The sequence below is a fragment of the Burkholderia sp. AU45251 genome (assembly GCF_030482905.1).
GTDB classification, from domain to species: Bacteria; Pseudomonadota; Gammaproteobacteria; order Burkholderiales; family Burkholderiaceae; genus Burkholderia; species Burkholderia aenigmatica.
The window spans coordinates 1-22,607 of record NZ_JAUJQH010000001.1 but is presented as its reverse complement, the minus strand read 5'-3'; the positions used below and the strand labels follow the sequence as shown (position 1 = coordinate 22,607).

Below are 22,607 nucleotides of genomic sequence, written 5' to 3'. Positions count from 1 at the left end.
CAGTCGACCCGCATGAACTGGGACAACGCCCGCTTCTTTCTGGCCCTGGCGCGCACCGGCACGCTGCGCAGCGCCGCGGCGCAACTGAACGTCGACCAGGCGACGGTGGGACGCCGGATCGCCGCGCTGGAAGATGAACTCTCCGCCCGCCTGTTTCTTCGAACGCCGACCCTCTATGTGCTGACGACCGCGGGCGAAGCCCTGCTCGAACCGGCCGAAACGATGGAACGGGCGTCACTCACGATCGAACGCCGCGTGATGGGGCTCGACGAGCAGTTGGCCGGGTCCGTGCGCATCGCCACGACCGACTCGCTCGGCAAGCGCTTCGTGGTGCCCGCGATCGCCCGCCTGCGGCGCAGGCATGCAGGCATCGACGTCGTGTGCGTGACATCGGCCGAGATCGCCAACCTCACACGCCGGGATGCGGACCTCGCGATTCGCACGTTGCGGCCGGATTCGCCGGATCTGATCGTCAGGCGGCTCGGGCATCTCGAAACGGGCATCTATGCTTCGCGCCGCTATCTGGCCGAGCGAGGCGAACCGGTCGCGGGCAGCGCGTTCGATGGGCACGATCTGGTGATGTACCAGCAGCCGGTGGTGCCGACGATGTGGGACGCGCTGTGCGGCGAACCGACCTCGCGCGGCCGCGTCATGTTCCAGACCTCGTCGACGATGATGCTGGTCGAGGCTGCGATAGCGGGGCTCGGCATTGCAGAGCTGCCGTGCTTCCGCGCCGACGCGGAGCCCGAACTGGTGCGTCTCATGGCGCGGCGATGCAATCATTTCGACGTGTGGCTCGTCGCCCATGCCGATCTCTACAAGACCGCGCGCGTGCAGGCCGTGATCGAAGCCGTCGTCGAGGAATTTGCGACGGCCGGGCCCTCTGCCCGGTAGCGCGCCCGTGTGTCAACGCGCGGCCGGCGTGCGCCCGCTGCGCCACGCGCGCACGCTCGACCGCAGTTGGCCGACGCCGAGCAGGAAAAAGACGACGCCCATCCCGCCGATCATCAGGGCGTCGCCCCACAGCGCGCCGAACGTATTCATCCGTGCGCTCATGCGCGGTTCGGCAGGCAGGTAGCGCACCTCGACCGCCTCGCCGAGATGGACGTCGACCTCGCCGCCTTGCGGGTATTCGACGCGTTCGCCCGCGCGCGTCGTGAATACGATGTCCGGATGATGCGGCCCGTAGGTCAGCCGGACCACACGCCCCGGCACGACGATCGATTCCCGCATGAAATCGCGGGTCGACTGGAAATCGAAGACCGCAAAGACCAGCAGCACCGTGCCGGTCAGCACGGCGAAGCCGCCCTTGAATACCTGCATGCCGGATGTCTGCGTCATGTTCGAAGCGCGTGGCCGTCGACGATCGCGCTGCTTCAGCGCGGCTGATACTCGCCGTCGGCCGGCGACCAGCGAAACGTCTGGCGCCATTTGCCGCCGCGCTGGCGCAGCTGCAGGTCGTGGAAGCCCTCCGTCGACGCCGGCAGCACGTTCAGCGTATTGCTGGCCTCCGTGATGTCGTGATCGCGCGTGCCGTCGCGATGCCAGTCGCCGGCGACATCCTGGTAGTACATCATCGGCTGCGCGAACACGACGCGCAGCGTCTTGCCGTCGATCCGGAACAGGTACAACGCCTCGAACGATGCGCCGCCGCCCGAATACCCGGCCGACCAGCCTGCCCGCACGCCGAATGCCGCATCGCCCGCCCGCAGCGCGTAGGGGGCGAGATCGAACCGCAACCACCGCTCGGGCCGTATTGCGACGTCCTCCGTCCTGGCGGGGTCGGGACTCTCGATATTCGTCTGGCTCCAGTCGATCGCCTGGTCGAGCGGCTGTTCGGTACGTGCGACGAGGCACGGCGCACCATCCGCACCGCGCTCGAACACGCCCAGCCAGACCAGCTCCTTCGTGTCATCGACACCGGGGTGGTGCTCATAGCCCTCACAATCGGTGGGCACACCCAATTTCAGCACGTCGCGCGCGAGGCCGTCGGTCGGTGCCGCGCAGACGATCGCGACAAACGCACCGGGGCGCTGCGGCCACGGCTTCGCGCCGACCAGCACGACGCGCCCAAGCGGCTGGCCCGGCGCAAGCTGCGCGACCAGCGCCTGTTTCGTGAAGCCGGGCGGCAGGTGCACGCCGAAACCGTCCTGTTCGGGCGCGCCGCTCATGTCGCGCGCGTACGCGGCGCGTGCTTCGGGCGAACTGAACTTCCCCGGCACCTCGTCAAGCGAATGCGCGGTGCCCGCCGCGTGTGCGGCCAGGCCCGCACATGCGGTGCCGATCGCGATCAGCCACGGTATCAAGCGGATGGTCATGTCGGGATGCTCTTTGAAGTGACGAGGCAGCCTGCAGCGATGTCGCGCACGCGAGCGTTCACGCGGCAACGCAACCGGCCCAGCAGTCTCGTGCAGGTGTTTCATCATGTTCTGCTCGACGGAGTTCGGCAGGATTCAGTGCGGCGCCAGCGGTCACGCGCGCTTGCGCCCGCTGCGCCACGCACGCACGCCCGACCGCAGTTGACCGACGCCGCCCAGGAAAAAGACGACGCCCATCCCGCCTAACATCAGTACGTCGCCCCAGATCGCGCCGAACGTATTCAACCGTGCGCTCATTCCGGGCTCGTCGGGCGTGTAGCGCACCTCGACGGTCGCGCCGTCCTGCTCGCTCACCGAGCCGCCCTGCGGGTATTCGACCTGCTCGCCCGCAAGCGTCGTGAACGCGATCTCAGGATGATGCGGGCCCGCGTTCAGCTTGATGACACGCCCCGGCACGACGACCGACGTCCGCAGGAATTCGCGCGTCGACTGCGCGTACAGCGCGGTGCCGACCAGCATGCACGTGCCCGCGATGGTAAAGACGATGCCCTTCGCGATCAGCGTCTCCGTCTGCTGCGCGGCGGTGCGGCCGGATCCGGACACCATCCCGCCCACCCTACTTGCGTGACTGATAGAACGACACCTCGATCTTCGACTGCGTCTTGCAGCGATACATCACGCCGCGCCCCGTTTCGTCGGTCACGCCTTCGTACAGGCCGTTGCAGCCCGTGACCTTGTATTGCGCGAACGGAATGCGCTTGCCGTCCTGCGGCCGGACCAGCACCGGGATGCGCCCCATCGGGCCGTCGCCGACCGTGCGGACGAGCACCATGCGCGCCGCATCGATCGGCGCGGCGGAACGCACGTAGACCGTACGCCCCTGCGCGTCGGTCGTGCCTTCGACCTCGAGTTCCTGGTTGTCCTGGGCTGCGCTCGTGTAAAGCGCGAATGCATAGTGCGTGTTCGGCAGCACCTGTTTCGTCGCGGGATCGTGCAGCACGAAATAGCACCCGTTGGCGCCCCTCCCGGCCGTCGCCTGTCCGTCGGACTGCGTGGGGTTGCACGTGTACGACGAACCGCCGCCAACGGCGGCCTGTTTTGCCTGCTGCTGCCCGGTGCCGGCGCACCCGCCTGCCAGCGCAGCCATCAGCATCACGCATGCGCCGCGCGCGAGCGCTGCCCGCTCGATCTTGATTTTCATGGGAAGGTGTCCCGTTCCTGATTGTTGTGGATGCCGGGCGTGCTGCGCCTGTCGCGCCGCCACGCCGCCCTCGGCATTCCGCAGGATACGGATATCGCGGCGCGCTGTAAATTGCGCGCCCTGCCGGCCGCGCCGCGCGGCTACCCGCCGCTCGCGACGCGCGCGATCGTCTGCCGCAGCCAGATATGCGCGGCGTCGCCGTGCCGGCGCTCGTGCCAGTACTGGGAAAACTCGAACGAATCGATCGGAAACGGCGGCTCGAACACGCACAGGCGCGCGTCGTCGCGCACGCGATCGAGATTGCGGCGCGCGACGGTCAGCACGAGGTCGGTGCCGGCGATCAGGTCGTTCGCGACGCTCCAGAACGGCAGGATCACCGCGATGCGCCGCTCGTGCCTCAACCGCGCGAGCGCGCGATCGACTTCGTTGTCCATCCCGTCGCGCATCGCGACCAGCGCGTGCGGCCGCGCGAGCCAAGCGTCGAGCGCGAGTTCGCCGCCAGGCGGCAGGCGGCTCGCATCGGCCATGCACGCGAACGATTCGACGAACAGCGGTTGCGCGTGCAGGTCGCGCTGCAACGCGGGCAGCACGCCGAGCGCGAGATCGACCTCGCCGTCCATCAGCTGCATCCGCATCGCCTCGCGCGTGGCCTGCGACACGATCAGCTCGATGCCCGGCGCATCGGCGCGCAGCGTCCTCACGAGCGCCGGCAGCACGATCCGCGCGCCGTAGTCGGACATCGCGATGCGAAAGACGCGCGTGGCCGCGGACGGATCGAACGCCTGCGGCTCGATCAGCGCGCCGAGCCGGCCGAGAACGTCGTTCAGCGGTTCGACCAGTTCGTTCGCCCGCGCGGTGAGTTCGAGTCGCCCCGCGCGCCGCACGAGCAGTGGATCGCCGAAGATTTCGCGCAGGCGCGCGAGTGCATGGCTCACGGCCGGCTGGCTGCGGTGCAGCCGGACGGCCGTGCGCGAGATGTGTTTTTCGCTCAGCAGCGCGTGCAGCGTCACGAGCAGGTTCAGGTCGATGCGGGCCAGATTATTCATGAAAGGAATATGAAGCATCCGAAGAACGAATTTCCATTCGCGATCTTAATGGATAACAATCATTTCAACATCCTTTCATCACCGACCAAGATGACGACTTCCCTTTCCTTCGCCACCCTTCCGCTCGCCGCCGCGGCTTTCGTCGCCGGCGCGCTCGTGCCGCTGCAAGGCGGCAGCAATGCCGCGCTCGGGCGCGCGCTCGGCCACCCGCTGTGGGCGAGCGTCGCGTCGTTGACGGTCAGCCTGCTCGCGGTGTTGCCCATGCTGCTGGCCACCCGCGCGAACGCGCCGCTCGTCGGCGACGCGCTGCAGCGCCCGCTGTGGATGTGGCTCGGCGGCCTCGCGGGCGTGATCTACATCACGCTCGCGCTGATCCTGACACCGCGGCTCGGCGCGACGACCTTCATCGTCTGCGTCGTCGCCGGGCAAACGCTCGCGTCGCTGCTGATCGACCACTACGGGCTGATGGGGCTCGCGCAGCGCCTCGCGACACCCGGCCGCATCGCGGGCGTCGCGCTGATCTTCGCGGGGATGATCGTCGTGCAATGGCAGACGCCCGCGCCACGCGCGCCGGCCGCAACCGGCGACGCGGCGGTCGCGCAGCCGGAACCGCAGCGCTGAATGCGCGGGCGGCAGCGGGCGCGCTAAAGCCCGGTATGCGTCAGCCCGCGAGCTTCTTCAGCGCGTCAAGCACCGCGTCGCCCTTGAACGGCTTCACGATCCAGCCCTTCACGCCGGCGGCCTTGCCGCGCTCCTTCATCGCCGGGCTGCTTTCGGTCGTCAGCATCACGACGTTGACCGTCGAGTTCGCCAGCTCGCCGCGGATCTTCTCGACCATCGTCAGGCCGTCCATGTTCGGCATGTTCACGTCGCTGATCACGAGGCGCACGCCGGGCGTCGCCTTGAGCTTCGCGAGGCCGTCCTTGCCGTCGACGGCCGTCGCGACGTCAAGCCCGTGATTGCGCAGGAAGCCCGCGACCTCGTCGCGCACCGTACCCGAATCGTCGACCACCAGAATCTTTGCCATGTCGTATTCCCCTTCCTTTCCTTGTTGCTGACTTCACTCTTCAAAACAGTTCGAGTTCGCCCGATTCGACCATCGGCCCCACGTCCTGCACCGATTCGCGGAAATCCTCCGGCGACCAGCTGAGGCTGAACACGAAACGCTGATCGAGGCAGACGGAGCGCCCCGATGCCGGGTCGGTCATCCGGTACTTGAAGCAGAGCTGCGGGCAGTCGCCGCCGAACGAGATGAACTTCTGCTTGTGATTGACGACGAGCGGCACCTGCACCGGATGGCGCGCCAGTGCCTCGGCGTCGCCGAGATAGCGGTTCTTGAACGCGCCCCACACGAGGTTGGTGAGCTCGCCGAGCACGCTGTTCACGTCGCGGAAATCCGGCGCGCGGCCGGCGTCGCGAGTGCCGCCGATCATGTCGAGCAGCGGTTGCTCGCTCGTCTGCAGCAGCATGTAGCCGCGGCACCACGCGCTTTCGAGCGCGATCAGGCTGAACACTTCGCCGAAGATGATCTGGTCGCGCACGATGCACGGCGTTTCGTGCTCGATCGTCATGCCCGGGAACAGGCTGTCGATGCGCGCCTCGGTGATCTCCGAGATGCCGCGCACGAGTGCGTTCGGGTAATCGCGGCCGAACAGGTATTCGTCGATCGCGCGCTTGAGCGGCGTCATGTCGTCCGCGACATAGGCCGCGCACGCGACGCGCGCGAGCGCCTCCGGCAGCCCGTCGCGCGACGCGAGCGATTCGCGGCGCAGGATGATCGGCAGCTCGGGGCGCAGCGCATCGATCTGCGTCGCGATGATCGCGCTCTCGGCCGGTGAGCCGCCGTAATCCTCGGCCAGCAGGATCGCGCCGAGGTCGATGTTCGAGCGCAGCACCTTCAGCAGCCGGTTGCGCCGCACGGTCAGGCCGACCAGGTTGTGCTCGTCGCAGAAACGCTTGATCGCGTCAGCATGCGCGCGACTGTCGTCGAGTACGAGCACCTTGCTGACGGGTTTGTCCAGGGTCATCTCAAGGGTTCCTAATGGTCGATCAGGGTCGGTCAGAACAGTTCGAGCTCGCCGCCGGTATCCACCGTGGCCGTTTCCGGCATATGGAAATCGACCGGCGCGTTCGCGCACACGCACAACGTCGCACCGACCCGCACGTCACCATCGAGCGTCAGGTCGTAGGCGGCCACGTGATTCGGCGCCAGCGCGTGCAGGTAGTCGATGCTCGATCCGCTCAGCAGATAAGGCGTCGACATCCCCAGGTCGGGAAACGGCACGGTCAGCGCCTGGTTGATCGCGCCGCAGCACAGGTTCGCGACTTCCATGAACGCCTCAGGCAGCGGCCGCTGGCTGCTCGTGCCCGCCGTCGCGCCGGCGAAATGACGGCGCGTCGCGTCGTCGTCGCTGAAGCGCAGTGCGAGCAGCAGGCGGAAATGCAGCGCCGAGATCGTCAGCACCGCGACATGCTCGGGCACCTTCGGCTTTGCACGCGACTTCGCATGCGCGTGATCGTGCCCGTCGTGCGCGAGGCCGGCGGACGGCCGGATGTCGCACGCGCCACCGGACGCGAGCCGTGTGTGCGCCGCGTCGAAGAAGATCCGTTCGAAGCCGGCTTTCGCCTGCGCGCTGATCACGCCGCGCCTCCTTCGATCCGCGCGTGCAGTTGCCCGGCCAGCGTCTCGACGGTCGCGAGCGCGGCCGTGATCATCTTGCCGCCGGCCTGGATGTCCTGGAACGTCGCGGCCGTCACGAGATCGTTGCGGTTCAGGCTGTCGCGATAGCTGTTCGACAGTTGCTGCGAGCGCGCGGCCAGCCCGCGCACCTCGCTCGCGACGATCGAGAAGCCGCGCCCGGCCGTGCCGGCGCGCGCGGCCTCGATCGACGCGTTCAGCGACACGATCGACACGTGCGCGACGATCGCCGACAGCTCCTGGTTCTTCGTGCGCATGTCCTGGTTCTGCGTGGTCAGCGAGATCATCTGCTCGTGCCAGCGCTCGAAGGTGCCCGCGAGCCCGCGCAAGCGCGCGGCTTCGTCGGCGATCTTCATCGCGTGCTGCGCGAGCGCCGTTCGATCGGCCGACAGCGCCTGCATGGCGTCGCGCTGCGTGCCGGCGGCGGACGTCTCGCGCGCCAGCGCATCCTCGAGCTGCACCTCGCGCTGCGCCCATGCGTCGGCCGCCTCGGCGTGCGCCGACGCCGCGTCGGCGACGCGCGCATCGGCTGCGTCGAGCGCGCCGCGCAACTGTTTCGTATCGCGTTCAAGTGCCGCGACGAGCCGCTTGCGCGTCACGCGAAACACGACCGCCGCCACGATTGCGACGACGGCACCGCCCGCCAGGGCGGCGGCCATCTGGATCATCCACGCCTGCACGATCACGTCGTCACTCCGCCGCGCCGATATCCGCGCTGCGCGCACGCTCGTGCGCGACGCCCTGCGCAGCAGCGTCGGCCGCGAAGCGGGCCGGCAACGACACGATCGTCTCGAACGCGCGATACGGCGCGCCGACGCGATCGTCGGTGAAGCGCAGCGCGATATCGCCGCCGTCGCGCTTCAGGAAGTTGCGCACCGCGTCCATGCCGACGCCGCGCCCCGACACTTCGGTCACGGCACTCGCGGTCGAGAAACCCGGCCGGAAGATCAGCTCGGCTACCTCGTCATCGGACAGCGCCGCATCGTGGTCGGCGTCGATCCAGCCGCGCTCGCGCGCGATGCCACGAATCCGGTCGAGTGCGAGGCCGCGGCCGTCGTCGCTCAGCACGAACCACAGCTCGCCGCCGCCCACGCCAACGGCGATGTCGATCGTGCCGGATGCCGCCTTGCCGGCTGCGCGACGCTCGTCCGACGATTCGATCCCGTGGTCCATCGAGTTGCGCAGCAGATGCATGAATACGTTCTTCAGCGTCGCGGCGATTTCGCTGCGCACGCGGTGGCCGTGGCTGTCGATATGCACGACGGGTGCCGGCTTGCCGAGTTCGGCCGCGAGCGACGGCAGCGACTCGATCACGCCGCCGAGCGCATCGCCGATGCCCTGCGTACCGAGCTGGCCCAGCATGCGGCGCACGGCGTCGCGCGCCGCGTGCCAGTCGGCCGCGTTCGCCGGATCGGCGCCGTCGAGCACACGCAGGCTCTCGCTGATGTGCGCGCGCTCGACCATCAGGAAATCGGCGCCCTGCACCGCGTCGCCGCTGCGGCCAAGCGTGACCGCGTTGATCGTCGCGTAGTGCTCGACGGCCTCGCGCACGCGCGCCAGGTCGTCCATCAGCGCATCGCGGTTCCACTCGGGGCCGCCGTCCGCGCGGCGCAGCGAGTCGTAGGCCTGCTCCGCTTCGTGGACGATGTTCGTCAGGTGCTGGAGGCTGTACGTGCGCGCATTGCCCTTGATCGTGTGCATGTTGCGGAACAGCGCCGCGACGATCGAGTGATCGGCGCGCTCGTGCTGGCGGATCATCCGCTCGTTCTCGCTGAGGAAGCCCTTCGCGCTGTGCACGAAGTCGTGGAACTTGTCCTGGCTGATCGACAGGATCTCGCCGATCATTTCGAGGCGGCGCTGCTGCTCGCCGGCCTGCGCGGTCAGCTCGCGAATCTCGGTCACGTCGCGCACGCACAGCATCAGGCGCACGACCGTGTCGGTCTCGTCGGTGATCGCCGACCAGCTCAGGTCGAGCCACTTCTCGCGGCCGTCCGGCATCCGCTTCGCGACTTCGTTCACCAGCAGGTGCTCGTTGAACGCGAAGTTCATGCTGTCTTCGCCGAGGCACGCGTGCACGGCCGCGTCGACCTGCGAGCGTGCATCGGAGCCGATGTTCGAATCGTCGAACACGAGCGCCATCAGGTCGCGGCCCGCGATGTCGCTCGTCTCGAAGATGGTTTCGAGGTACGCGGAATACTCCGCATGCACGACGCCGCCTTCAACGACCGTCAGGATCCCCTGCTGCATGTTCTGCAGCATCGCCTGGATGTCGGCCGTCTTCTGCTTGAGCTGCGCCGCATTCTCCTGGATCTTCTCGATCATCCCGTTGAACGCGACGATCGAATGGCCGATTTCGTCCATCCGGCCCACCGGCACGCGGCGCGTGAAATCCTGGCTCGTCGCGATCTCGCTCATCGCCGTCTGCATCCCGCTCAGCGGGCGCGTGATCTGGCGATACAGCAGCAGGCCGAGCGCGGTCAGCAGCACGATCACCGTGCCGGCGACGCCCGCGATCGCGGTCGCCGTCGTCGACAGCATCCCGTTCAGCGCATTGATCGCGTCGTCCTTCTGGCGGTTCTTCTCGACGCGCAGCGTGTCGACGATGCTTTCGAGTTCATCGCGATACTGCGCGACGTTCGCGAACAGGTACGCCTGCGCCATCTCGGGCTTGCCGTCGGTCTTCATCTTCACGGTGTCGTCGATCGCCGCGAAGTAGTTCGTGGCGCTGTCCTTCGCCTGCGAGACGAGCCCGACCTGCGCCTGCCCGACCGCCGACTTCGCCTGCACGTCGAGTGCGGCGCGCAGCGCGGCCTGCTTCGCCTTCAGCTCATCGCGCGCCTGCGCGGCGGTATTGGCGTCGGGCGCGTAGATGAGCGTCATCGTCGCGATCTGGATGTTCTTCACATCGGCGACGAGATCCGCCGACGCGAGCGCGCTCGGCACGATTCCCTGGGTGACCTGACGCACCTCGGACGCGCTCTTGCGCGTCTGGTACACGGCATAGATGCCGATCGCGGACAGCGCGAAGAACGTCAGGACGACTAGCAGCGTAATGCGATGACGAATGGTCATGAGTACAGCTCCCCGCAGCGATCCGGCTTCGACCGCCGTTTGGTCTATTGAAAGAATGTGAGCGCCGAATTATCGGGGATGGTGTATGACGCTCCGATGACCGGAAATCAATCGTTCATTGATAAAAATGAAATGAACAATTGTGACGAAAGAGCCCTAAAGTATTACCGGAATCTGCCGTTAACCTCCTGCCACAAGGCTTCGAGCGACACTACGGCGCAGGCGGAAAATCCGGGATTCGGATATTTTCTTTTTATTTATTCAATCCGCGGATTAGCTGCAATCGGGCTTTCGTAAAACGTTTGCGCATTATCGGCGAATCCAGTCGAATTCGCGATTTTTTATTGCCGGCGAGTCATTCGACGGACGGATGAAAACGATGCCGCCCGCCCCGGGGCCGACGAGCGACGATAAATCGCATCGTCGGCCCCGGGGCGGGCGTGACCGGCTACCGCTCAGTGGCTGCTGGCGCGCGTCGCCCCCAGCCCCGTTTCCGAACGCACCTGCTGCGCGGCGAACGCGCCCTTCTCCGCGTTCGCGCGCAGGCTCGTGTCGAGTACCGAGAACAGCCACACGCCCACGAAGCCGATCGTCATCGAGAACAACGCAGGCGACGTGTACGGGAACCATGCCGAACCCTTCGGATAACCGAGCGTCGCCTCCCACACCGACGGCGACACGATGGTCAGCCCCACCGACGAGACCAGCCCCAGGAACCCGCCGATGACCGCGCCACGCGTGGTGCAGCCCTTCCACATCATCGACAGGAACAGCACCGGGAAATTGGCCGACGCCGCCACCGCGAACGCCAGCGACACCATGAACGCGACGTTCTGCTTCTCGAACGCGATGCCCAGCAACACGGCGATCACGCCGAGCACCAGCGTCGTGATGCGCGACACCTTCAGCTCGTCCGCACTGTTCGCGTTGCCGTTCTTGAAGACGGTGGCATAGAGGTCGTGCGACACCGCGGACGCGCCCGACAGCGTGAGCCCGGCGACCACCGCCAGAATCGTCGCGAAGGCCACGGCCGAGATGAAGCCGTAGAACACGTCGCCGCCCACCGTCTTGGCCACCAGCACCGCGGCCATGTTGGCCGTGCCCGCGCCGCCCTTGATCACGCCCTTGGCCACGTCGGACAGTTCCGGATTGGTCAGCACCAGCGTGATCGCGCCGAAACCGATGATGAAGATCAGCACGTAGAAGTAGCCGATCCAGGTGGTGGCCCAGAACACGGACTTGCGCGCTTCCTTCGCATCCGGCACCGTGAAGAAGCGCATCAGGATGTGCGGCAGGCCGGCAGTGCCGAACATCAGCGCCATGCCGAACGAAATGGCCGAGATCGGATCCTTGATGAACCCGCCCGGCGACATCACCGACAGCCCGATCCGGGTCGCGTCGTCCGGCGACTTGCCGGCGTTCGCGGCGATCGCGGTCTTGACTTCCACGGCATGGGCGAACAGCGCCTCCGGGCTGAAGCCGTACTGCGCGAGCACCATGATCGCCATGAACGTTACGCCCGCGAGCAGCATGCACGCCTTGATGATCTGCACCCACGTGGTGGCGGTCATGCCGCCGAACAGCACGTAGACCATCATCAGCGCACCGACGATGACGACGGCCACCCAGTAGTCGAGACCGAACAACAGTTTGATGAGCTGCCCCGCGCCCACCATCTGCGCGATCAGGTAGAACGCCACCACCACCAGCGTGCCGACCGCGGCGAAACTGCGGATCGGCCCCTGTTCGAAGCGGTAGCCCGCGACGTCGGCGAAGGTGAACTTGCCGAGGTTGCGCAGCCGCTCGGCCATCAGGAACGTGATGACCGGCCAGCCGACCAGGAAGCCGATCGAGTAGATCAGGCCGTCGTAACCCGACGTCATCACCGCGGCGGAAATGCCGAGGAAGGAGGCCGCCGACATGTAGTCGCCCGAGATCGCCAGGCCGTTCTGAAAACCGGTAATGCCGCCGCCGGCCGTGTAGAAATCCGCGGCGGAACGCGTGCGCGCCGCCGCCCACTTGGTGATCCACAACGTCCCTGCCACGAACAGCGCGAACAGGACGATGGCCGTGGTGTTGGTCGCCTGCTTGGCGGTCTGCCCGACATCGCCGCCGCCCGCGACGGCCACGCCGCACACGCCCGCCGCCAGCAGCGCAACCAGCGTCATCGAAAGTGTCTTCTTCATTGGGCGACGTCCTGCAGGATGTCCTGCGTCAGTTGATCGTATTCGTTGTTCGCGCGGCGCACGTAGATACCGGTGATGACGACGGTGAACACGATCACCGCCATGCCGACCGGTACGCCGACACTCGTCACGCCGGTGCTCACGGGCTTCGCGAGGAACGACTTGTCGAATGCGATCAGGGCGATATAGCCGTAGTACACGATCAGCATCAGCACGGTCAGGCAGATACCGAGCGTGTTGCGTCGTCGCTTGAGCTGCGCATACTTCGGATGCGCTTCGATTTTTTTCACCAACCCATCATGCATCGCCTGTCTCCTGGTTTGCTCTTGAATGAGTCCGGCGATTCTGAACAGCGAAGCTGACTGCGTGCTTACTCGATCTTTCGTGGGCGCACTATGGTTTTCCCTAGCGGCACGGGACGCTGTGGCGCTGTCGCACGCGAGACGCTCGATGCGTGTATGCGGCCGTGCGCGGAGCGCGCCGTAACGTCGACGCCGTTTCAGCGGAGCGATGCGGGTTAGTCAGGACGCAATTTTTCGATCGTCCTCGATAAACGGCTATTCCTGCGCAGCGCCGCTCACTCACGTCGATCGAGCCGATGGAGGGGGATGGGCGTAGCGGAGCCACCGCATCCGCGCGGCAACGATGCGCACGCTCGCCGGCGGCGAAGCGTCGACGGATCTTTTGCAACGACAGCCATCAGCGAAACGCGCCGCTGTCAGTCAGCTTGCTTCCGACGCTCGTCGTGATGCAGCTTGATATGACGGCCCGGCTCCGGATCCTGTCGGCACCCTCCGCAGGCGCTGGCATGGCCGTGGTTCGATCGAAGATGGCAAGCCCGGGCGCTGCGACAGCACCGCCGGCGCCCGCATGACGGGCGCGCGGCATCGAATTCATTCCAGACAGGAAACAATCAATCGCACGCCGGCGATTCACGTCCCCGTCCGCACGCACTAGACTGTCGCATCGCTCCCCTTTCCGGACCCACGCAATGACCGACGTCCTGCCGCTGATCACCGATCCCGAGTCGAGCCTCCAGTACCGGCTGCGCCCGGGCACCGGCCGCCCCGTTGCCCGCCTGTTGCTGCTGCATGGCGTCGGCGGCAACGAGACCAATCTGCTGAACCTGACCGACGTCATCGATCCGCGCATCGAGATCGCGTTCCTGCGCGCCCCGCTCACGTTCGGGCCCAACCAGCACGCGTGGTTTCCGGTGCGCTTCGGCCCGAATGGCCCCGAAATCGACGCGGCCCGCGCCGACGCCAGCCGCGTCAAGCTGATCACGCTGCTACGTGCCTTCCGCGCGCGGGACGGTGCGGGCGCCGAGTTGCCGACCGTGATCGCCGGCTTCAGCCAGGGCGGCATCATGAGCGCGAGCGTCGGGCTCACGTCGCCGGGCGATGTCGCCGCGTTCGCCGTGCTGTGCGGGCGCATCCTGCCCGAAATCGATCCGCTGGTCGCGCCGCGCGATGCGCTTCGCCCGCTCCATGCGCTGATCATGCACGGCCGCTTCGACGACAAGCTGCCCGTCGCGTGGGCCGACACCGCCGACGCGAAACTCGCAGCGCTCGGCGTCGCGCACGACACGCGGCTGTACAACGCCGGCCACGAGCTGACCGACGAGATGGCCGGCGATTTCGGCCGATGGGTCGGCGAACGCACCGGATTGAACTGACTGTCACGGGGCGCCGGGGTGCTGGCTCGCGAACGAGCCGGCGCGCCCGGCGCGTACCCGCTTCAGGCGCCCCGAGCCGGATCGGCGACGGCGCGCGTGGCCGCAGACGCAAGCGCATCCGCCGCCTGCTCCCGCGCGGCACCGCGCTTCGCCAGCTTCCAGCCGACCACCAGCGCGAGCACGACGACCGGAATCGTCGCGATGGTCCACGTGCCGCCCGGATAGTCGAATGCCATCAGCACCAGCACGCCGACGAGGAAGGCCAGCGTGAGCCACGACGTGAACGGCGCGCCGGGCATCCGGAACGACACGGCCTTCAGCTCGCCGCGATCGACCGCGCGACGGAACAGGATCTGGCACATCACGATGAAACCCCATGTCGTGATGATCCCGAGCGACGCCATGTTCAGCACGATCTCGAACGCCTGGGCCGGCACGATGTAGTTCAGCGGCACGCCGATCGCATTGATCGCGACCGTGATCAGGATCCCGCCGTACGGCACGCCGCGCGCGTTCATCCGCGACACGAAGCGCGGCGCCGAGCCGCCCATCGCGAGCGAGCGCAGCACGCGCCCGGTCGAATAGAGGCCGGAGTTCAGGCTCGACAGCGCGGCGGTCAGCACCACGACGTTCATCACGGTGCCGACGTACGGCACGCCGAGCTTGCTGAAGAACGTCACGAACGGGCTTTCGTGCGCGCTGTATGCGGTCCACGGCAGCAGCATCGTCAACAGCACGACCGAGCCGACGTAGAACAACGCAATGCGCCACATCACGCTGTTGATGGCTTTCGGCAAGACCTTGCGCGCATCGGCGGTCTCGCCCGCCGCGACGCCGACGAGCTCGATGCTCGCGTACGCGAACACGACGCCCTGCACGATCAGCACGGCCGGCAGGATGCCGTGCGGAAAGATCCCGCCGTGATCCGCGACCAGGTGAAGCCCCGGCATCTGGCCGGCGACCGGATGGCCGCTCGCGAGGAACACGGCGCCGACCGCGAGGAACACCGCGAGCGTCCCCACCTTGACGATCGAGAACCAGAATTCCATCTCGCCGAACACCTTCACGCCGATCATGTTCATCACCGACACGATCCCGAGCGCGCCGAGCGCGAACACCCACTGCGGCACGTCGGTGAACACGGCCCAGTACTTCATGTAGATCGCGACCGCGGTGATGTCGACGATGCCGGTCGTCGCCCAGTTCAGGTAGTACATCCAGCCCGCGACGAACGACGCGCGCTCGCCCATGAACTCGCGTGCGTACGACACGAAGCTGCCGCTGGTCGGCCGGTGCATCACGAGCTCGCCGAGCGCGCGCATGATCAGGAATGCGAACACGCCGCAGACGAGATACACGAGCGCGAGCGCGGGCCCCGCGTGCTGCAGGCGCCCACCCGCCCCGAGAAAGAGGCCGGTGCCGATCGCACCGCCCATCGCGATCATCTGCACGTGCCGCGGCTTCAACTGCTTCGCATAGCCGGCTTCGTGCGACGCGAACATCGCATCGGGGTCGGCATGACGGGAATCCGCGCCGCCGGCCGGATCGGCCGGGCGCTCGCTGCTGTGTTTCATCGTGAGTCTCCGTTGTTTCTTGATGTGCCGCGCCCCGCGCAGGGGGCGCGTCTGGATCTATCGCGCGCGGGCCGCCGGCAGCCGGTGCCGGTGCCGCGCAGCCGGCGTCAAAGCACGCGCGGCCGGATCAGCGCTTCGGGCTGCAGCGCCTCTTCGACCTGCGCGTCGGTCATCCACGCGCGCTCCAGCACGACCTCGCGGATCGACTTGCCGGTCGCGTGCGCTTCGGCCGCCACGGCGGTCGCGCGCTTGTAGCCGATGTACGGGTTCAGCGCGGTCGCGAGCGCGACCGAGCGCTCCATCGTTTCGCGCAGCCGCTCCGGATTCGCGGTGATACCGCTCACGCACCGCTGCGCGAGCGTCGTGCACGCGGCCGTCAGATGGCTGAAGCTGCGGAACAGCGCGCTGGCGATCACCGGCTCGAACGCGTTGAGCTGAAGCTGCCCGGCTTCGGCCGCGAAGGTCACGGTCAGGTCGTTGCCGATCACCTCGAACGCGACCTGGTTGACGACTTCCGGGATCACCGGATTCACCTTGCCGGGCATGATCGACGAGCCCGCCTGCACGGCTGGCAGGTTGATCTCGCCGAACCCGGCGCGCGGGCCGCTCGACAGCAGCCGCAGGTCGTTGCAGATCTTCGACAGCTTGACCGCGATGCGCTTGAGCACGCCCGACACCTGCACGAACGCGCCGCAATCCTGCGTCGCTTCGATCAGGTTCGGCGCGGTGCTCAGGTCGAGCCCGGTAATGCGCCGCAGCGCCACCAGCGCCTTCTCCGCATACTCCGGATGCGCGGTGATCCCGGTGCCGATCGCGGTCGCGCCGAGGTTGATCTCGCGAATCAGCCAGCCGGCTTCCTGCAGGCGCGCAATGTCTTCCGTCAGCATCACCGCGTAGGTCGAGAATTCCTGGCCGAGCGTCATCGGCACCGCGTCCTGCAACTGCGTGCGGCCGAGCTTCAGCAGACCGGCGAACGCGTCGGCCCGCTCCGCGAACGCGTCGCGCAGGCGCGCCATCGCTTCGATCAGGTGCTCGACCGCGAAGCAGGTCGCGACCCGGATCGCGGTCGGATAGACGTCGTTGGTGCTCTGCGCGAGGTTGACGTGCTCGTTCGGATGCAGGTACTCGTACTGCCCGCGTGCGTGCCCCATGATTTCGAGTGCGCGGTTGCAGATCACCTCGTTCGCGTTCATGTTGGTCGACGTGCCGGCCCCGCCCTGGATGATGTCGACGACGAACTGGTCGTGCAGACGCCCTTCGCGGATCTCGACGCACGCCGCGGCAATCGCATCGCGGTACGGCCGCGGCAGCAGCCCGAGCTCGCAGTTCGCGTCGGCCGCGGCCTCTTTCACGGCGGCGAGCGCCATCACGAGATACGGCAGCGACGCAATGGTGCGGCCCGAAATGTCGAAATTCTCTTTCGCGCGCAGCGTATGGACGCCGTAGTACGCCTCGTCCGGAATACTTCGTTTACCTAAAAGATCCGCTTCGACGCGGAAGCCGTTTTCTGTCATCGTGCCCTCCTGAGTGTCTCGTGCCGCTCGTCGTTCGCCGCTTCCCGACGCGACGGGTTCGCATTCTATGCCTTTGCAAAAACAAGCTCGCTTCTGTATTATCGAAAGCGGTTTTGCGTGGGACGCAACAGCGAGAATCGAATGAAAAGAGGCGCGAGAGAAACCGGCATCGATCACCTGGGCGCGATGCGCGCATTCGTGAAAGTGGTCGAAACGGGGAGTTTTTCGGCGGTCGCGAAGGAGATGCACGTGTCGACGTCGACCGTCGCGCGCAAGGTCACGGCGATCGAGGAGGCACTCGGCGTCGCGCTGCTGCACCGCTCGACGCACAGCGTGACGCTCACCGAAGCGGGCCATATCTACCTGGAGCGCGCCGTCACGCTGATCGCCGATCTCGACGACACCTTGCGCGTCGTCGCCGAACTGAATGCGCAGCCGAGCGGCCCGCTGAAGCTCACCGCGCCGGTGGCATTCGGCCGCCGCCATCTCGCGCCGCTGGTCGCGCCGTTTCTCGCGCGCTACCCGACGATCCAGCTCGACGTGCGGCTCACCGACAACCACAACGATCTCGTGGCCGGCGGCTTCGATCTCGACATTCACGAAGGCGAGAACTACCTGGACAACCTCGTCGTGCACCGCCTGTCGCGCAACGACAGCATCCTGTGCGCGACGCCCGGCTATCTCGACCGCTGCGGGCGCCCGTCCACGCCGGACGACCTCAGGCAGCACAACTGCCTGCGCTACGTGCATCCCGAAGGCGATCCGCGCTGGGATCTCGTGAACGGCGACACGCATCACAGCCTGCTGCCGGCCGGCAACCTCGTCACCGACCATTCGGAGCTGCTGCTCGAAGCGACCTCCGCGGGGCTCGGCATCGCGGAGTTCGAGATCTGGCTGGTGCGCGACCTGCTCGCGAGCGGCCGGCTCGAAGCCGTGCTGCCGCGCTACCGGCTGCAGAACCGGCTGACGGGCGAATACATCTACATCGCGTATCTGGCGAACCGGCGCAGTTCGGCGAAGCTGCGCGTACTGAAGGACTTTCTCGCGGAACACCTCGCGCATATCGGCGAGCTGTCGGAGCTGGAACTGACGAAGATTCGCGGCGCGAGCGCGTAGCGCCCGCGCCTGCATTCACGCTCGCGTCGGCCGGCACGCCGGCACGTGCGCGCCTCGGCGCATGGCCCGGGTCGCAGGCCCGCAGCAGTAGCGCATCCGCGCCGTTCAGGCCGGCTGCAACTCGAACGGGAACGTGGCGTGCCCGATCTCGACGCCCTGAGTGTTGAGCATCCGCGGCCGATGGAAGCCGGCCAGTTGTGCGCGCTGCGCGGCCGTGCCGATCTGCAGCCGCTCGAGCAGTTCGCTGACGACCATGTAGAGCACGTCGAGATTGCCATCCTCGATCTTCACCGAGATGCCGAGCGCGCCGTCGGCGCCCAGCTCCCGCGTGTGCGCCGACGCCCGCACGCCGATTCCGTAGCACGCATCGGCGCCGAGCTTGCCGACCACCTGCCCGTCGAACGCATTCATCAGCACCGTGCAATAGCGCCCGTCGCCGGCAACCAGTTCCGGATAGGCGGTCATCGCACGATGAATGCGCGCCAGCGCGCGCACTCGATCGGTGACAGCGCCACCGCCCGCTTCCACCGTATCCGCCCCGTCGGCCAGCGACGCGTAGAGACGCGCCAGCCGATCCAGCGAAAACGCCGGCGTCGGCAGGTTGCACCCGTCGATGCCCCAGTCGACCTCGTCGTCGCGCAGCCCGCACGCATCGGCCACCACGTGCTTCACGCGCACCTGCATCGGATGCTCGGGCAGATGGTAATCGGCGATCGCGGCGCCGATCGCCTGCGCGCCGGCCAGCATCCCGACGTGCTTGCCCGAACAGTTGCTGCACACGCCGGTCGGCGTGTAGTCGCGCTTGATCCACGACCGGTACACCGCGTCCGACAACGGCGGATGGCCGCCGCAACGCAAGTCCGATTCGTGTGCGGCGACTTTGGCGAGCATCGCGCGCGTGCGTTCGATATGCCGGTCCTCGCTGCTGTGCGACGCGCACATCAGCGCGATGTCCGCATCGTCGAAGCCGAAGCGCTCGGGCGCGCCCGTCTCGATCACCGACAACGCCTGGGCCGGCTTGGCCGCCGAGCGCGCGAGCGTCATCCGGAACGGATCGCCGAACCGGGCCAGCAGCCCGCCGCGGGCATCGACCACCGCCACATGGGCAAGGTGCGTGTTCTCGATCGCATCGCCGCGGTACGTGACGACTGCTGCGCGTTGGGTGTCCATCGTGTGTTGTCTCCTTGCTTGGGGCCTGCTTGCCGGGGCCCGTCCAACCGGTACGGCAGTGTATCGAGTCGCCGCCGCCGCGCGCCGGTCAGGTCATGGAAAGCCGTGTTGCACGCGACGCAAAGGCAATCGCGCCCCCACGAAAACCTGACCGTATTAGTACAAAAACCATTCAATCGTTTACATATTTGGTGCTAATCCGTACAATTGCGACCGTTAACGCGAATCATACGCATTTACATTGACGTTTCCGATGCCCCTCGCCTGCCCGGCCGGCATCGAGAAAACGCACCCGTTCACCGAATCTTCCGTTGCTTCCCGATATGCCCGCCCAGTTCAAGACGAGGCCTCGCGCCCTCGTATCGGCGCTGACCTGCTCCGTGTTCCTGACGCCGCTGCTCGCTTCCGCCGAAACCGCCCCTGCTCCCGCCGCCGCCGACCAACCGGCCCCGTCCGCCGACGTGCCGGCGACGCTGCCGACGATCGCGGTCCAGTCGTCCGCGCTGTCGGACATGCAGGTGAAGCGCTCGCCGTCGTACAAGTTCACCGCGCCGCTGCTCGATACGCCGCGCTCGGTCACGGTGATCCCCGAGCAACTGATCAAGGAAAAGAACGTCACGTCGTTCGCGGACGCGCTGCGCTCGGTACCGGGCATCACGTTCCTCGGCGGCGATGCGGCCGCGAACCCGTCGGCCGATCGCCCGGTGATCCGCGGCTTCGAATCGCGCAACTCGATCTTCGTCGACGGCATGCGCGACTCGGGGCTGCAGAACCGCGAGACCTTCGCGGTCGAGCAGATCAGCGTGATCAAGGGCCCCGATTCGGTCTACGCGGGCCGCGGCTCGGTGGGCGGCAGCATCGACATCGTCACGAAGACGCCGAAGAACGACGACTTCATCAACAGCAGCATCGGCTTCGGCACCGACGGTTACAAACGCGCGACGGTCGACGCGAACCGCAAGATCAACGACACGACGGCCGTGCGCCTGAACGTGATGGGCCACGACGCGAACCAGGCCGGCCGCAACGACGTGTACAACAAGCGCTGGGGCGTCGCGCCGTCGATCGTGTTCGGGCTGAACACGCCGACCACGGTCACGGTCAGCTACTACCACATGAACTCGTACGACATGCCGGACTTCAGCGTGCCGTTCCGTTCGACGGGCGGCACGCCGGTGCCGACCGATCGCGGGCAGTTCTTCGGGCTGAACACGCGCGACTACCGCTACGGGCAGACCGACACCGCGCAAGTGCGGGTCGAGCACAAGATCAACGACGACTGGAAGCTGAAGAACACGACGATGTTCGGCCGCTCGACGCTCGACTACGTCGCGACGAATCCGCAGATCCTCGCGTCGAACCCGAACATGCTGGGCCTGCAGGCGAAGAGCGGCAAGTACGCGCTCAACGGCTTCTCGAACCAGACCGAAGTGACCGGCAGCGCCAGCCTGTTCGGCATGAAGCACACGATGACGGCCGGCGTCGAGTTCAGCCATGAACAGGCGCGCTACGAGGGCTACCTCGTGTCGGATTCGGCCGGCAATAACATCCGCTCGGGCGGCCCCTGCTCGGTGGCCGGCAACTGCACGCCGCTCGCGGGCGGCTGGAACCCGAACATGCCGTGGACCGGCAGCGTCGTGCTGAACGGCGACAAGGGCTTCCCCGGCCCGACGACGAACACGCGCACCGACACGGTGTCCGCGTACATCTTCGATACCGTGAAGCTGTCCGAGCGCTGGCAGTTCAACACGGGGCTACGCTTCGACCGCTACGACACGACCGGCAAGCAGGCCGGCGTGGCCGACCTGTCGAACACGTCGAACCTGTTCAGCTACCAGTTCGGCCTCGTGTTCAAGCCGGTGACCAACGTGAGCCTGTACGCGTCGTACGGCACGTCGTCGAACCCGCCGGGGTCGAACGGCGGCCTCGGCGGCGGCACCGACCAGATCACTGCGACGAACCAGGACCTCGCCCCCGAGCGCTCGCGCAACATCGAGATCGGCGCGAAGTGGGACGTGCTGCAGGACCAGCTGTCGCTGACGTCGGCACTGTTCCAGACCGAGAAGACCAACGCGCGTGTCAGCGACGGCCTCGGTCACACGGTCAACGCGGGCAAGCAGCGCGTGCGCGGCTTCGAATTCGGCTTCGCGGGCAACCTGACGCGGAAGTGGCACGTGTTCGGCGGCTACTCGTACCTGAACGCGATCACGACCGACGCGGGCCCCGGCAGCCCGGGCGCATCGGGCCTGCCGATGGTGATGGTGCCGAAGCACAACTTCACGCTGTGGACGAGCTACGACGTGATGCCGAAGCTCACGCTCGGCGCCGGTGCGACGGTGATGAGCCAGACCTATGCGTCGGTATCCGCGACGACGAAGAAATGGACGCCCGGCTACGCGCGCTTCGACGCGGCCGCAACGTGGCGCGTGAACAAGACGATGGACGTTCAACTGAACGTGCAGAACCTGTTCGACAAGAAGTATTACGCGAGCGCGTATCCGATCTACGCGACGTGGGCGCCGGGCCGTTCGGCCATGGTCACGCTCAACTTCTATCAGTAACGCTATTGGCGGCGGGAGGGCGTGGCACGCCCCTCCCCGCCTCGCTCACCACGGCAGCGAATACGTCTTCACGTTCGTGAAGCTCTTCATCGCTTCCTGCACGCCTTCCTTGTAGCCGAGCCCCGAATCCTTCACGCCGCCGAACGGCGTCACTTCGAGCCGGTAGCCCGGTACTTCGCGCACGTTCACGCTGCCGACTTCCAGCTCGGTGATGAAGCGCGTGATGTTATCGAAGCGGTTCGTGCAGACCGACGACGACAGCGCATAGTCGGTGCTGTTCGACATCCGGATCGCTTCGTCGATGTCGCGGAAACGCATGATCGGTGACACCGGGCCGAAGGTTTCATATTTCACCAGCGGCATGTCGGGCGTCACGCGATCGATCACCGTCGGCGAATACAGCGCGCCGTCGCGGACGTTGCCGACCAGCAGCCGCGCACCGCGCGCGATCGCGTCGTTCACCTGCTGCTCGCAGA

The 22,607-nt window shown here is 66.8% G+C and carries 22 protein-coding genes; 6 read left to right on the top strand and 16 right to left on the bottom strand.

The features are described 5' to 3' along the window. Window positions 1-12: 12 nt before the first annotated feature. On the top strand, window positions 13-894 hold the full coding sequence (locus tag QZM67_RS00110) for a LysR family transcriptional regulator (protein ID WP_175023956.1): 882 nt from the start codon (window positions 13-15) through the stop codon (window positions 892-894). A 12-nt stretch (window positions 895-906) separates the two neighbouring features. Here QZM67_RS00110 and QZM67_RS00105 read toward each other — a convergent pair whose 3' ends face one another. From QZM67_RS00105 to QZM67_RS00085, 5 genes are all read right to left on the bottom strand, one after another. Next, on the bottom strand, window positions 907-1,341 hold the full coding sequence (locus QZM67_RS00105) for a DUF3592 domain-containing protein (RefSeq protein WP_301800139.1): 435 nt from the start codon (window positions 1,339-1,341) through the stop codon (window positions 907-909). Window positions 1,342-1,376: 35 nt separating this feature from the next. Beyond that, window positions 1,377-2,318 (bottom strand): hypothetical protein, encoded by a 942-nt coding sequence (locus tag QZM67_RS00100; RefSeq protein WP_301800138.1) that lies wholly within the window; start codon window positions 2,316-2,318, stop codon window positions 1,377-1,379. 153 nt (window positions 2,319-2,471) lie between these two features. Beyond that, entirely contained in the window at window positions 2,472-2,924 is a 453-nt protein-coding gene (locus QZM67_RS00095) for a DUF3592 domain-containing protein (RefSeq protein ID WP_301800137.1), read from the bottom strand. Window positions 2,925-2,934: 10 nt separating this feature from the next. Further along, window positions 2,935-3,519 (bottom strand): hypothetical protein, encoded by a 585-nt coding sequence (locus QZM67_RS00090; RefSeq protein WP_301800136.1) that lies wholly within the window; start codon window positions 3,517-3,519, stop codon window positions 2,935-2,937. Between the two features lie 140 nt (window positions 3,520-3,659). Further along, complete coding sequence (locus QZM67_RS00085; RefSeq protein ID WP_301800135.1) at window positions 3,660-4,565, bottom strand: LysR family transcriptional regulator; 906 nt, start codon at window positions 4,563-4,565, stop codon at window positions 3,660-3,662. A gap of 90 nt (window positions 4,566-4,655) precedes the next feature. On the opposite strand from QZM67_RS00085, the gene QZM67_RS00080 reads away from it, so the two are divergent. Beyond that, on the top strand, window positions 4,656-5,186 hold the full coding sequence (locus tag QZM67_RS00080; RefSeq protein ID WP_089453338.1) for a DMT family transporter: 531 nt from the start codon (window positions 4,656-4,658) through the stop codon (window positions 5,184-5,186). A gap of 40 nt (window positions 5,187-5,226) precedes the next feature. Here QZM67_RS00080 and QZM67_RS00075 read toward each other — a convergent pair whose 3' ends face one another. From QZM67_RS00075 to QZM67_RS00055, 5 genes are read right to left on the bottom strand one after another with little or no spacing between them, the layout of a single operon-like run. Next, the gene (locus QZM67_RS00075) at window positions 5,227-5,592 is read right to left on the bottom strand and encodes a response regulator (RefSeq protein ID WP_011355572.1); all 366 of its coding nucleotides are present in this window, start codon (window positions 5,590-5,592) and stop codon (window positions 5,227-5,229) included. 40 nt (window positions 5,593-5,632) lie between these two features. Continuing rightward, window positions 5,633-6,592: a chemotaxis protein CheX gene (locus QZM67_RS00070; RefSeq protein WP_043179324.1), complete on the bottom strand. Its 960-nt coding sequence runs from the start codon at window positions 6,590-6,592 to the stop codon at window positions 5,633-5,635. 32 nt (window positions 6,593-6,624) lie between these two features. Continuing rightward, a complete protein-coding gene (locus tag QZM67_RS00065; protein WP_175023924.1) occupies window positions 6,625-7,206 on the bottom strand; it encodes a hypothetical protein in 582 nt (193 codons plus the stop codon). Continuing rightward, complete coding sequence (locus tag QZM67_RS00060; protein ID WP_175023957.1) at window positions 7,203-7,931, bottom strand: methyl-accepting chemotaxis protein; 729 nt, start codon at window positions 7,929-7,931, stop codon at window positions 7,203-7,205. Before QZM67_RS00060 ends, QZM67_RS00065 begins: the two co-directional genes overlap by 4 nt. Before the next feature lie 22 nt (window positions 7,932-7,953). Further along, complete coding sequence (locus QZM67_RS00055; RefSeq protein ID WP_301800134.1) at window positions 7,954-10,335, bottom strand: MCP four helix bundle domain-containing protein; 2,382 nt, start codon at window positions 10,333-10,335, stop codon at window positions 7,954-7,956. Between the two features lie 57 nt (window positions 10,336-10,392). Here QZM67_RS00055 and QZM67_RS00050 point away from each other — a divergent pair, with 57 nt between their 5' ends. Then, window positions 10,393-10,632, top strand: coding sequence for a hypothetical protein (locus tag QZM67_RS00050; protein WP_301800133.1), 240 nt, complete (start codon window positions 10,393-10,395; stop codon window positions 10,630-10,632). A 158-nt stretch (window positions 10,633-10,790) separates the two neighbouring features. On the opposite strand, the gene QZM67_RS00045 is transcribed toward QZM67_RS00050, so the two are convergent. Then, on the bottom strand, window positions 10,791-12,521 hold the full coding sequence (locus QZM67_RS00045; protein ID WP_175023927.1) for a cation acetate symporter: 1,731 nt from the start codon (window positions 12,519-12,521) through the stop codon (window positions 10,791-10,793). Then, window positions 12,518-12,826 carry a DUF485 domain-containing protein gene (locus QZM67_RS00040; protein WP_043179330.1) on the bottom strand — a complete coding sequence of 103 codons (309 nt, stop codon included), beginning with the start codon at window positions 12,824-12,826 and terminating at the stop codon, window positions 12,518-12,520. Before QZM67_RS00040 ends, QZM67_RS00045 begins: the two co-directional genes overlap by 4 nt. A 686-nt stretch (window positions 12,827-13,512) precedes the next feature. On the opposite strand from QZM67_RS00040, the gene QZM67_RS00035 reads away from it, so the two are divergent. Beyond that, window positions 13,513-14,196, top strand: coding sequence for an alpha/beta hydrolase (locus QZM67_RS00035; RefSeq protein WP_301800132.1), 684 nt, complete (start codon window positions 13,513-13,515; stop codon window positions 14,194-14,196). Window positions 14,197-14,258: 62 nt separating this feature from the next. On the opposite strand, the gene QZM67_RS00030 is transcribed toward QZM67_RS00035, so the two are convergent. Beyond that, a complete protein-coding gene (locus QZM67_RS00030; RefSeq protein ID WP_175023929.1) occupies window positions 14,259-15,770 on the bottom strand; it encodes an amino acid permease in 1,512 nt (503 codons plus the stop codon). 107 nt (window positions 15,771-15,877) lie between these two features. Beyond that, window positions 15,878-17,284: an aspartate ammonia-lyase gene (aspA, locus tag QZM67_RS00025; protein ID WP_043179337.1), complete on the bottom strand. Its 1,407-nt coding sequence runs from the start codon at window positions 17,282-17,284 to the stop codon at window positions 15,878-15,880. Window positions 17,285-17,425: 141 nt separating this feature from the next. Between aspA and QZM67_RS00020 the strand changes: the two genes are divergently transcribed. Next, window positions 17,426-18,400: a LysR family transcriptional regulator gene (locus QZM67_RS00020; protein WP_301800131.1), complete on the top strand. Its 975-nt coding sequence runs from the start codon at window positions 17,426-17,428 to the stop codon at window positions 18,398-18,400. A 105-nt stretch (window positions 18,401-18,505) separates the two neighbouring features. On the opposite strand, the gene QZM67_RS00015 is transcribed toward QZM67_RS00020, so the two are convergent. Further along, the gene (locus tag QZM67_RS00015) at window positions 18,506-19,570 is read right to left on the bottom strand and encodes an asparaginase (protein ID WP_301800130.1); all 1,065 of its coding nucleotides are present in this window, start codon (window positions 19,568-19,570) and stop codon (window positions 18,506-18,508) included. 323 nt (window positions 19,571-19,893) lie between these two features. Here QZM67_RS00015 and QZM67_RS00010 point away from each other — a divergent pair, with 323 nt between their 5' ends. After that, window positions 19,894-22,131, top strand: coding sequence for a TonB-dependent siderophore receptor (locus tag QZM67_RS00010; RefSeq protein ID WP_175023932.1), 2,238 nt, complete (start codon window positions 19,894-19,896; stop codon window positions 22,129-22,131). Between the two features lie 45 nt (window positions 22,132-22,176). Here the strand turns inward: QZM67_RS00010 and QZM67_RS00005 are convergent. After that, window positions 22,177-22,607: aldehyde dehydrogenase family protein (locus QZM67_RS00005; protein ID WP_301800129.1), on the bottom strand; the 431-nt coding region annotated here is incomplete at its 5' end.

What these genes read in the sequence shown, in the direction of transcription:
- QZM67_RS00105 (WP_301800139.1), bottom strand. Translation starts at nt 1,341, where the DNA reads ATGACGCAGACATCCGGCATGCAGGTATTCAAGGGCGGCTTCGCCGTG.
- QZM67_RS00075 (WP_011355572.1), bottom strand. Translation starts at nt 5,592, where the DNA reads ATGGCAAAGATTCTGGTGGTCGACGATTCGGGTACGGTGCGCGACGAG.
- aspA (WP_043179337.1), bottom strand. Translation starts at nt 17,284, where the DNA reads ATGACAGAAAACGGCTTCCGCGTCGAAGCGGATCTTTTAGGTAAACGA.
- QZM67_RS00060 (WP_175023957.1), bottom strand. Translation starts at nt 7,931, where the DNA reads ATGATCCAGATGGCCGCCGCCCTGGCGGGCGGTGCCGTCGTCGCAATC.
- QZM67_RS00020 (WP_301800131.1), top strand. Translation starts at nt 17,426, where the DNA reads ATGAAAAGAGGCGCGAGAGAAACCGGCATCGATCACCTGGGCGCGATG.
- QZM67_RS00045 (WP_175023927.1), bottom strand. Translation starts at nt 12,521, where the DNA reads ATGAAGAAGACACTTTCGATGACGCTGGTTGCGCTGCTGGCGGCGGGC.
- QZM67_RS00095 (WP_301800137.1), bottom strand. Translation starts at nt 2,924, where the DNA reads ATGGTGTCCGGATCCGGCCGCACCGCCGCGCAGCAGACGGAGACGCTG.
- QZM67_RS00080 (WP_089453338.1), top strand. Translation starts at nt 4,656, where the DNA reads ATGACGACTTCCCTTTCCTTCGCCACCCTTCCGCTCGCCGCCGCGGCT.
- QZM67_RS00085 (WP_301800135.1), bottom strand. Translation starts at nt 4,565, where the DNA reads ATGAATAATCTGGCCCGCATCGACCTGAACCTGCTCGTGACGCTGCAC.
- QZM67_RS00010 (WP_175023932.1), top strand. Translation starts at nt 19,894, where the DNA reads ATGCCCGCCCAGTTCAAGACGAGGCCTCGCGCCCTCGTATCGGCGCTG.
- QZM67_RS00070 (WP_043179324.1), bottom strand. Translation starts at nt 6,592, where the DNA reads ATGACCCTGGACAAACCCGTCAGCAAGGTGCTCGTACTCGACGACAGT.
- QZM67_RS00055 (WP_301800134.1), bottom strand. Translation starts at nt 10,335, where the DNA reads ATGACCATTCGTCATCGCATTACGCTGCTAGTCGTCCTGACGTTCTTC.
- QZM67_RS00110 (WP_175023956.1), top strand. Translation starts at nt 13, where the DNA reads ATGAACTGGGACAACGCCCGCTTCTTTCTGGCCCTGGCGCGCACCGGC.
- QZM67_RS00035 (WP_301800132.1), top strand. Translation starts at nt 13,513, where the DNA reads ATGACCGACGTCCTGCCGCTGATCACCGATCCCGAGTCGAGCCTCCAG.
- QZM67_RS00100 (WP_301800138.1), bottom strand. Translation starts at nt 2,318, where the DNA reads ATGACCATCCGCTTGATACCGTGGCTGATCGCGATCGGCACCGCATGT.
- QZM67_RS00040 (WP_043179330.1), bottom strand. Translation starts at nt 12,826, where the DNA reads ATGCATGATGGGTTGGTGAAAAAAATCGAAGCGCATCCGAAGTATGCG.
- QZM67_RS00015 (WP_301800130.1), bottom strand. Translation starts at nt 19,570, where the DNA reads ATGGACACCCAACGCGCAGCAGTCGTCACGTACCGCGGCGATGCGATC.
- QZM67_RS00090 (WP_301800136.1), bottom strand. Translation starts at nt 3,519, where the DNA reads ATGAAAATCAAGATCGAGCGGGCAGCGCTCGCGCGCGGCGCATGCGTG.
- QZM67_RS00030 (WP_175023929.1), bottom strand. Translation starts at nt 15,770, where the DNA reads ATGAAACACAGCAGCGAGCGCCCGGCCGATCCGGCCGGCGGCGCGGAT.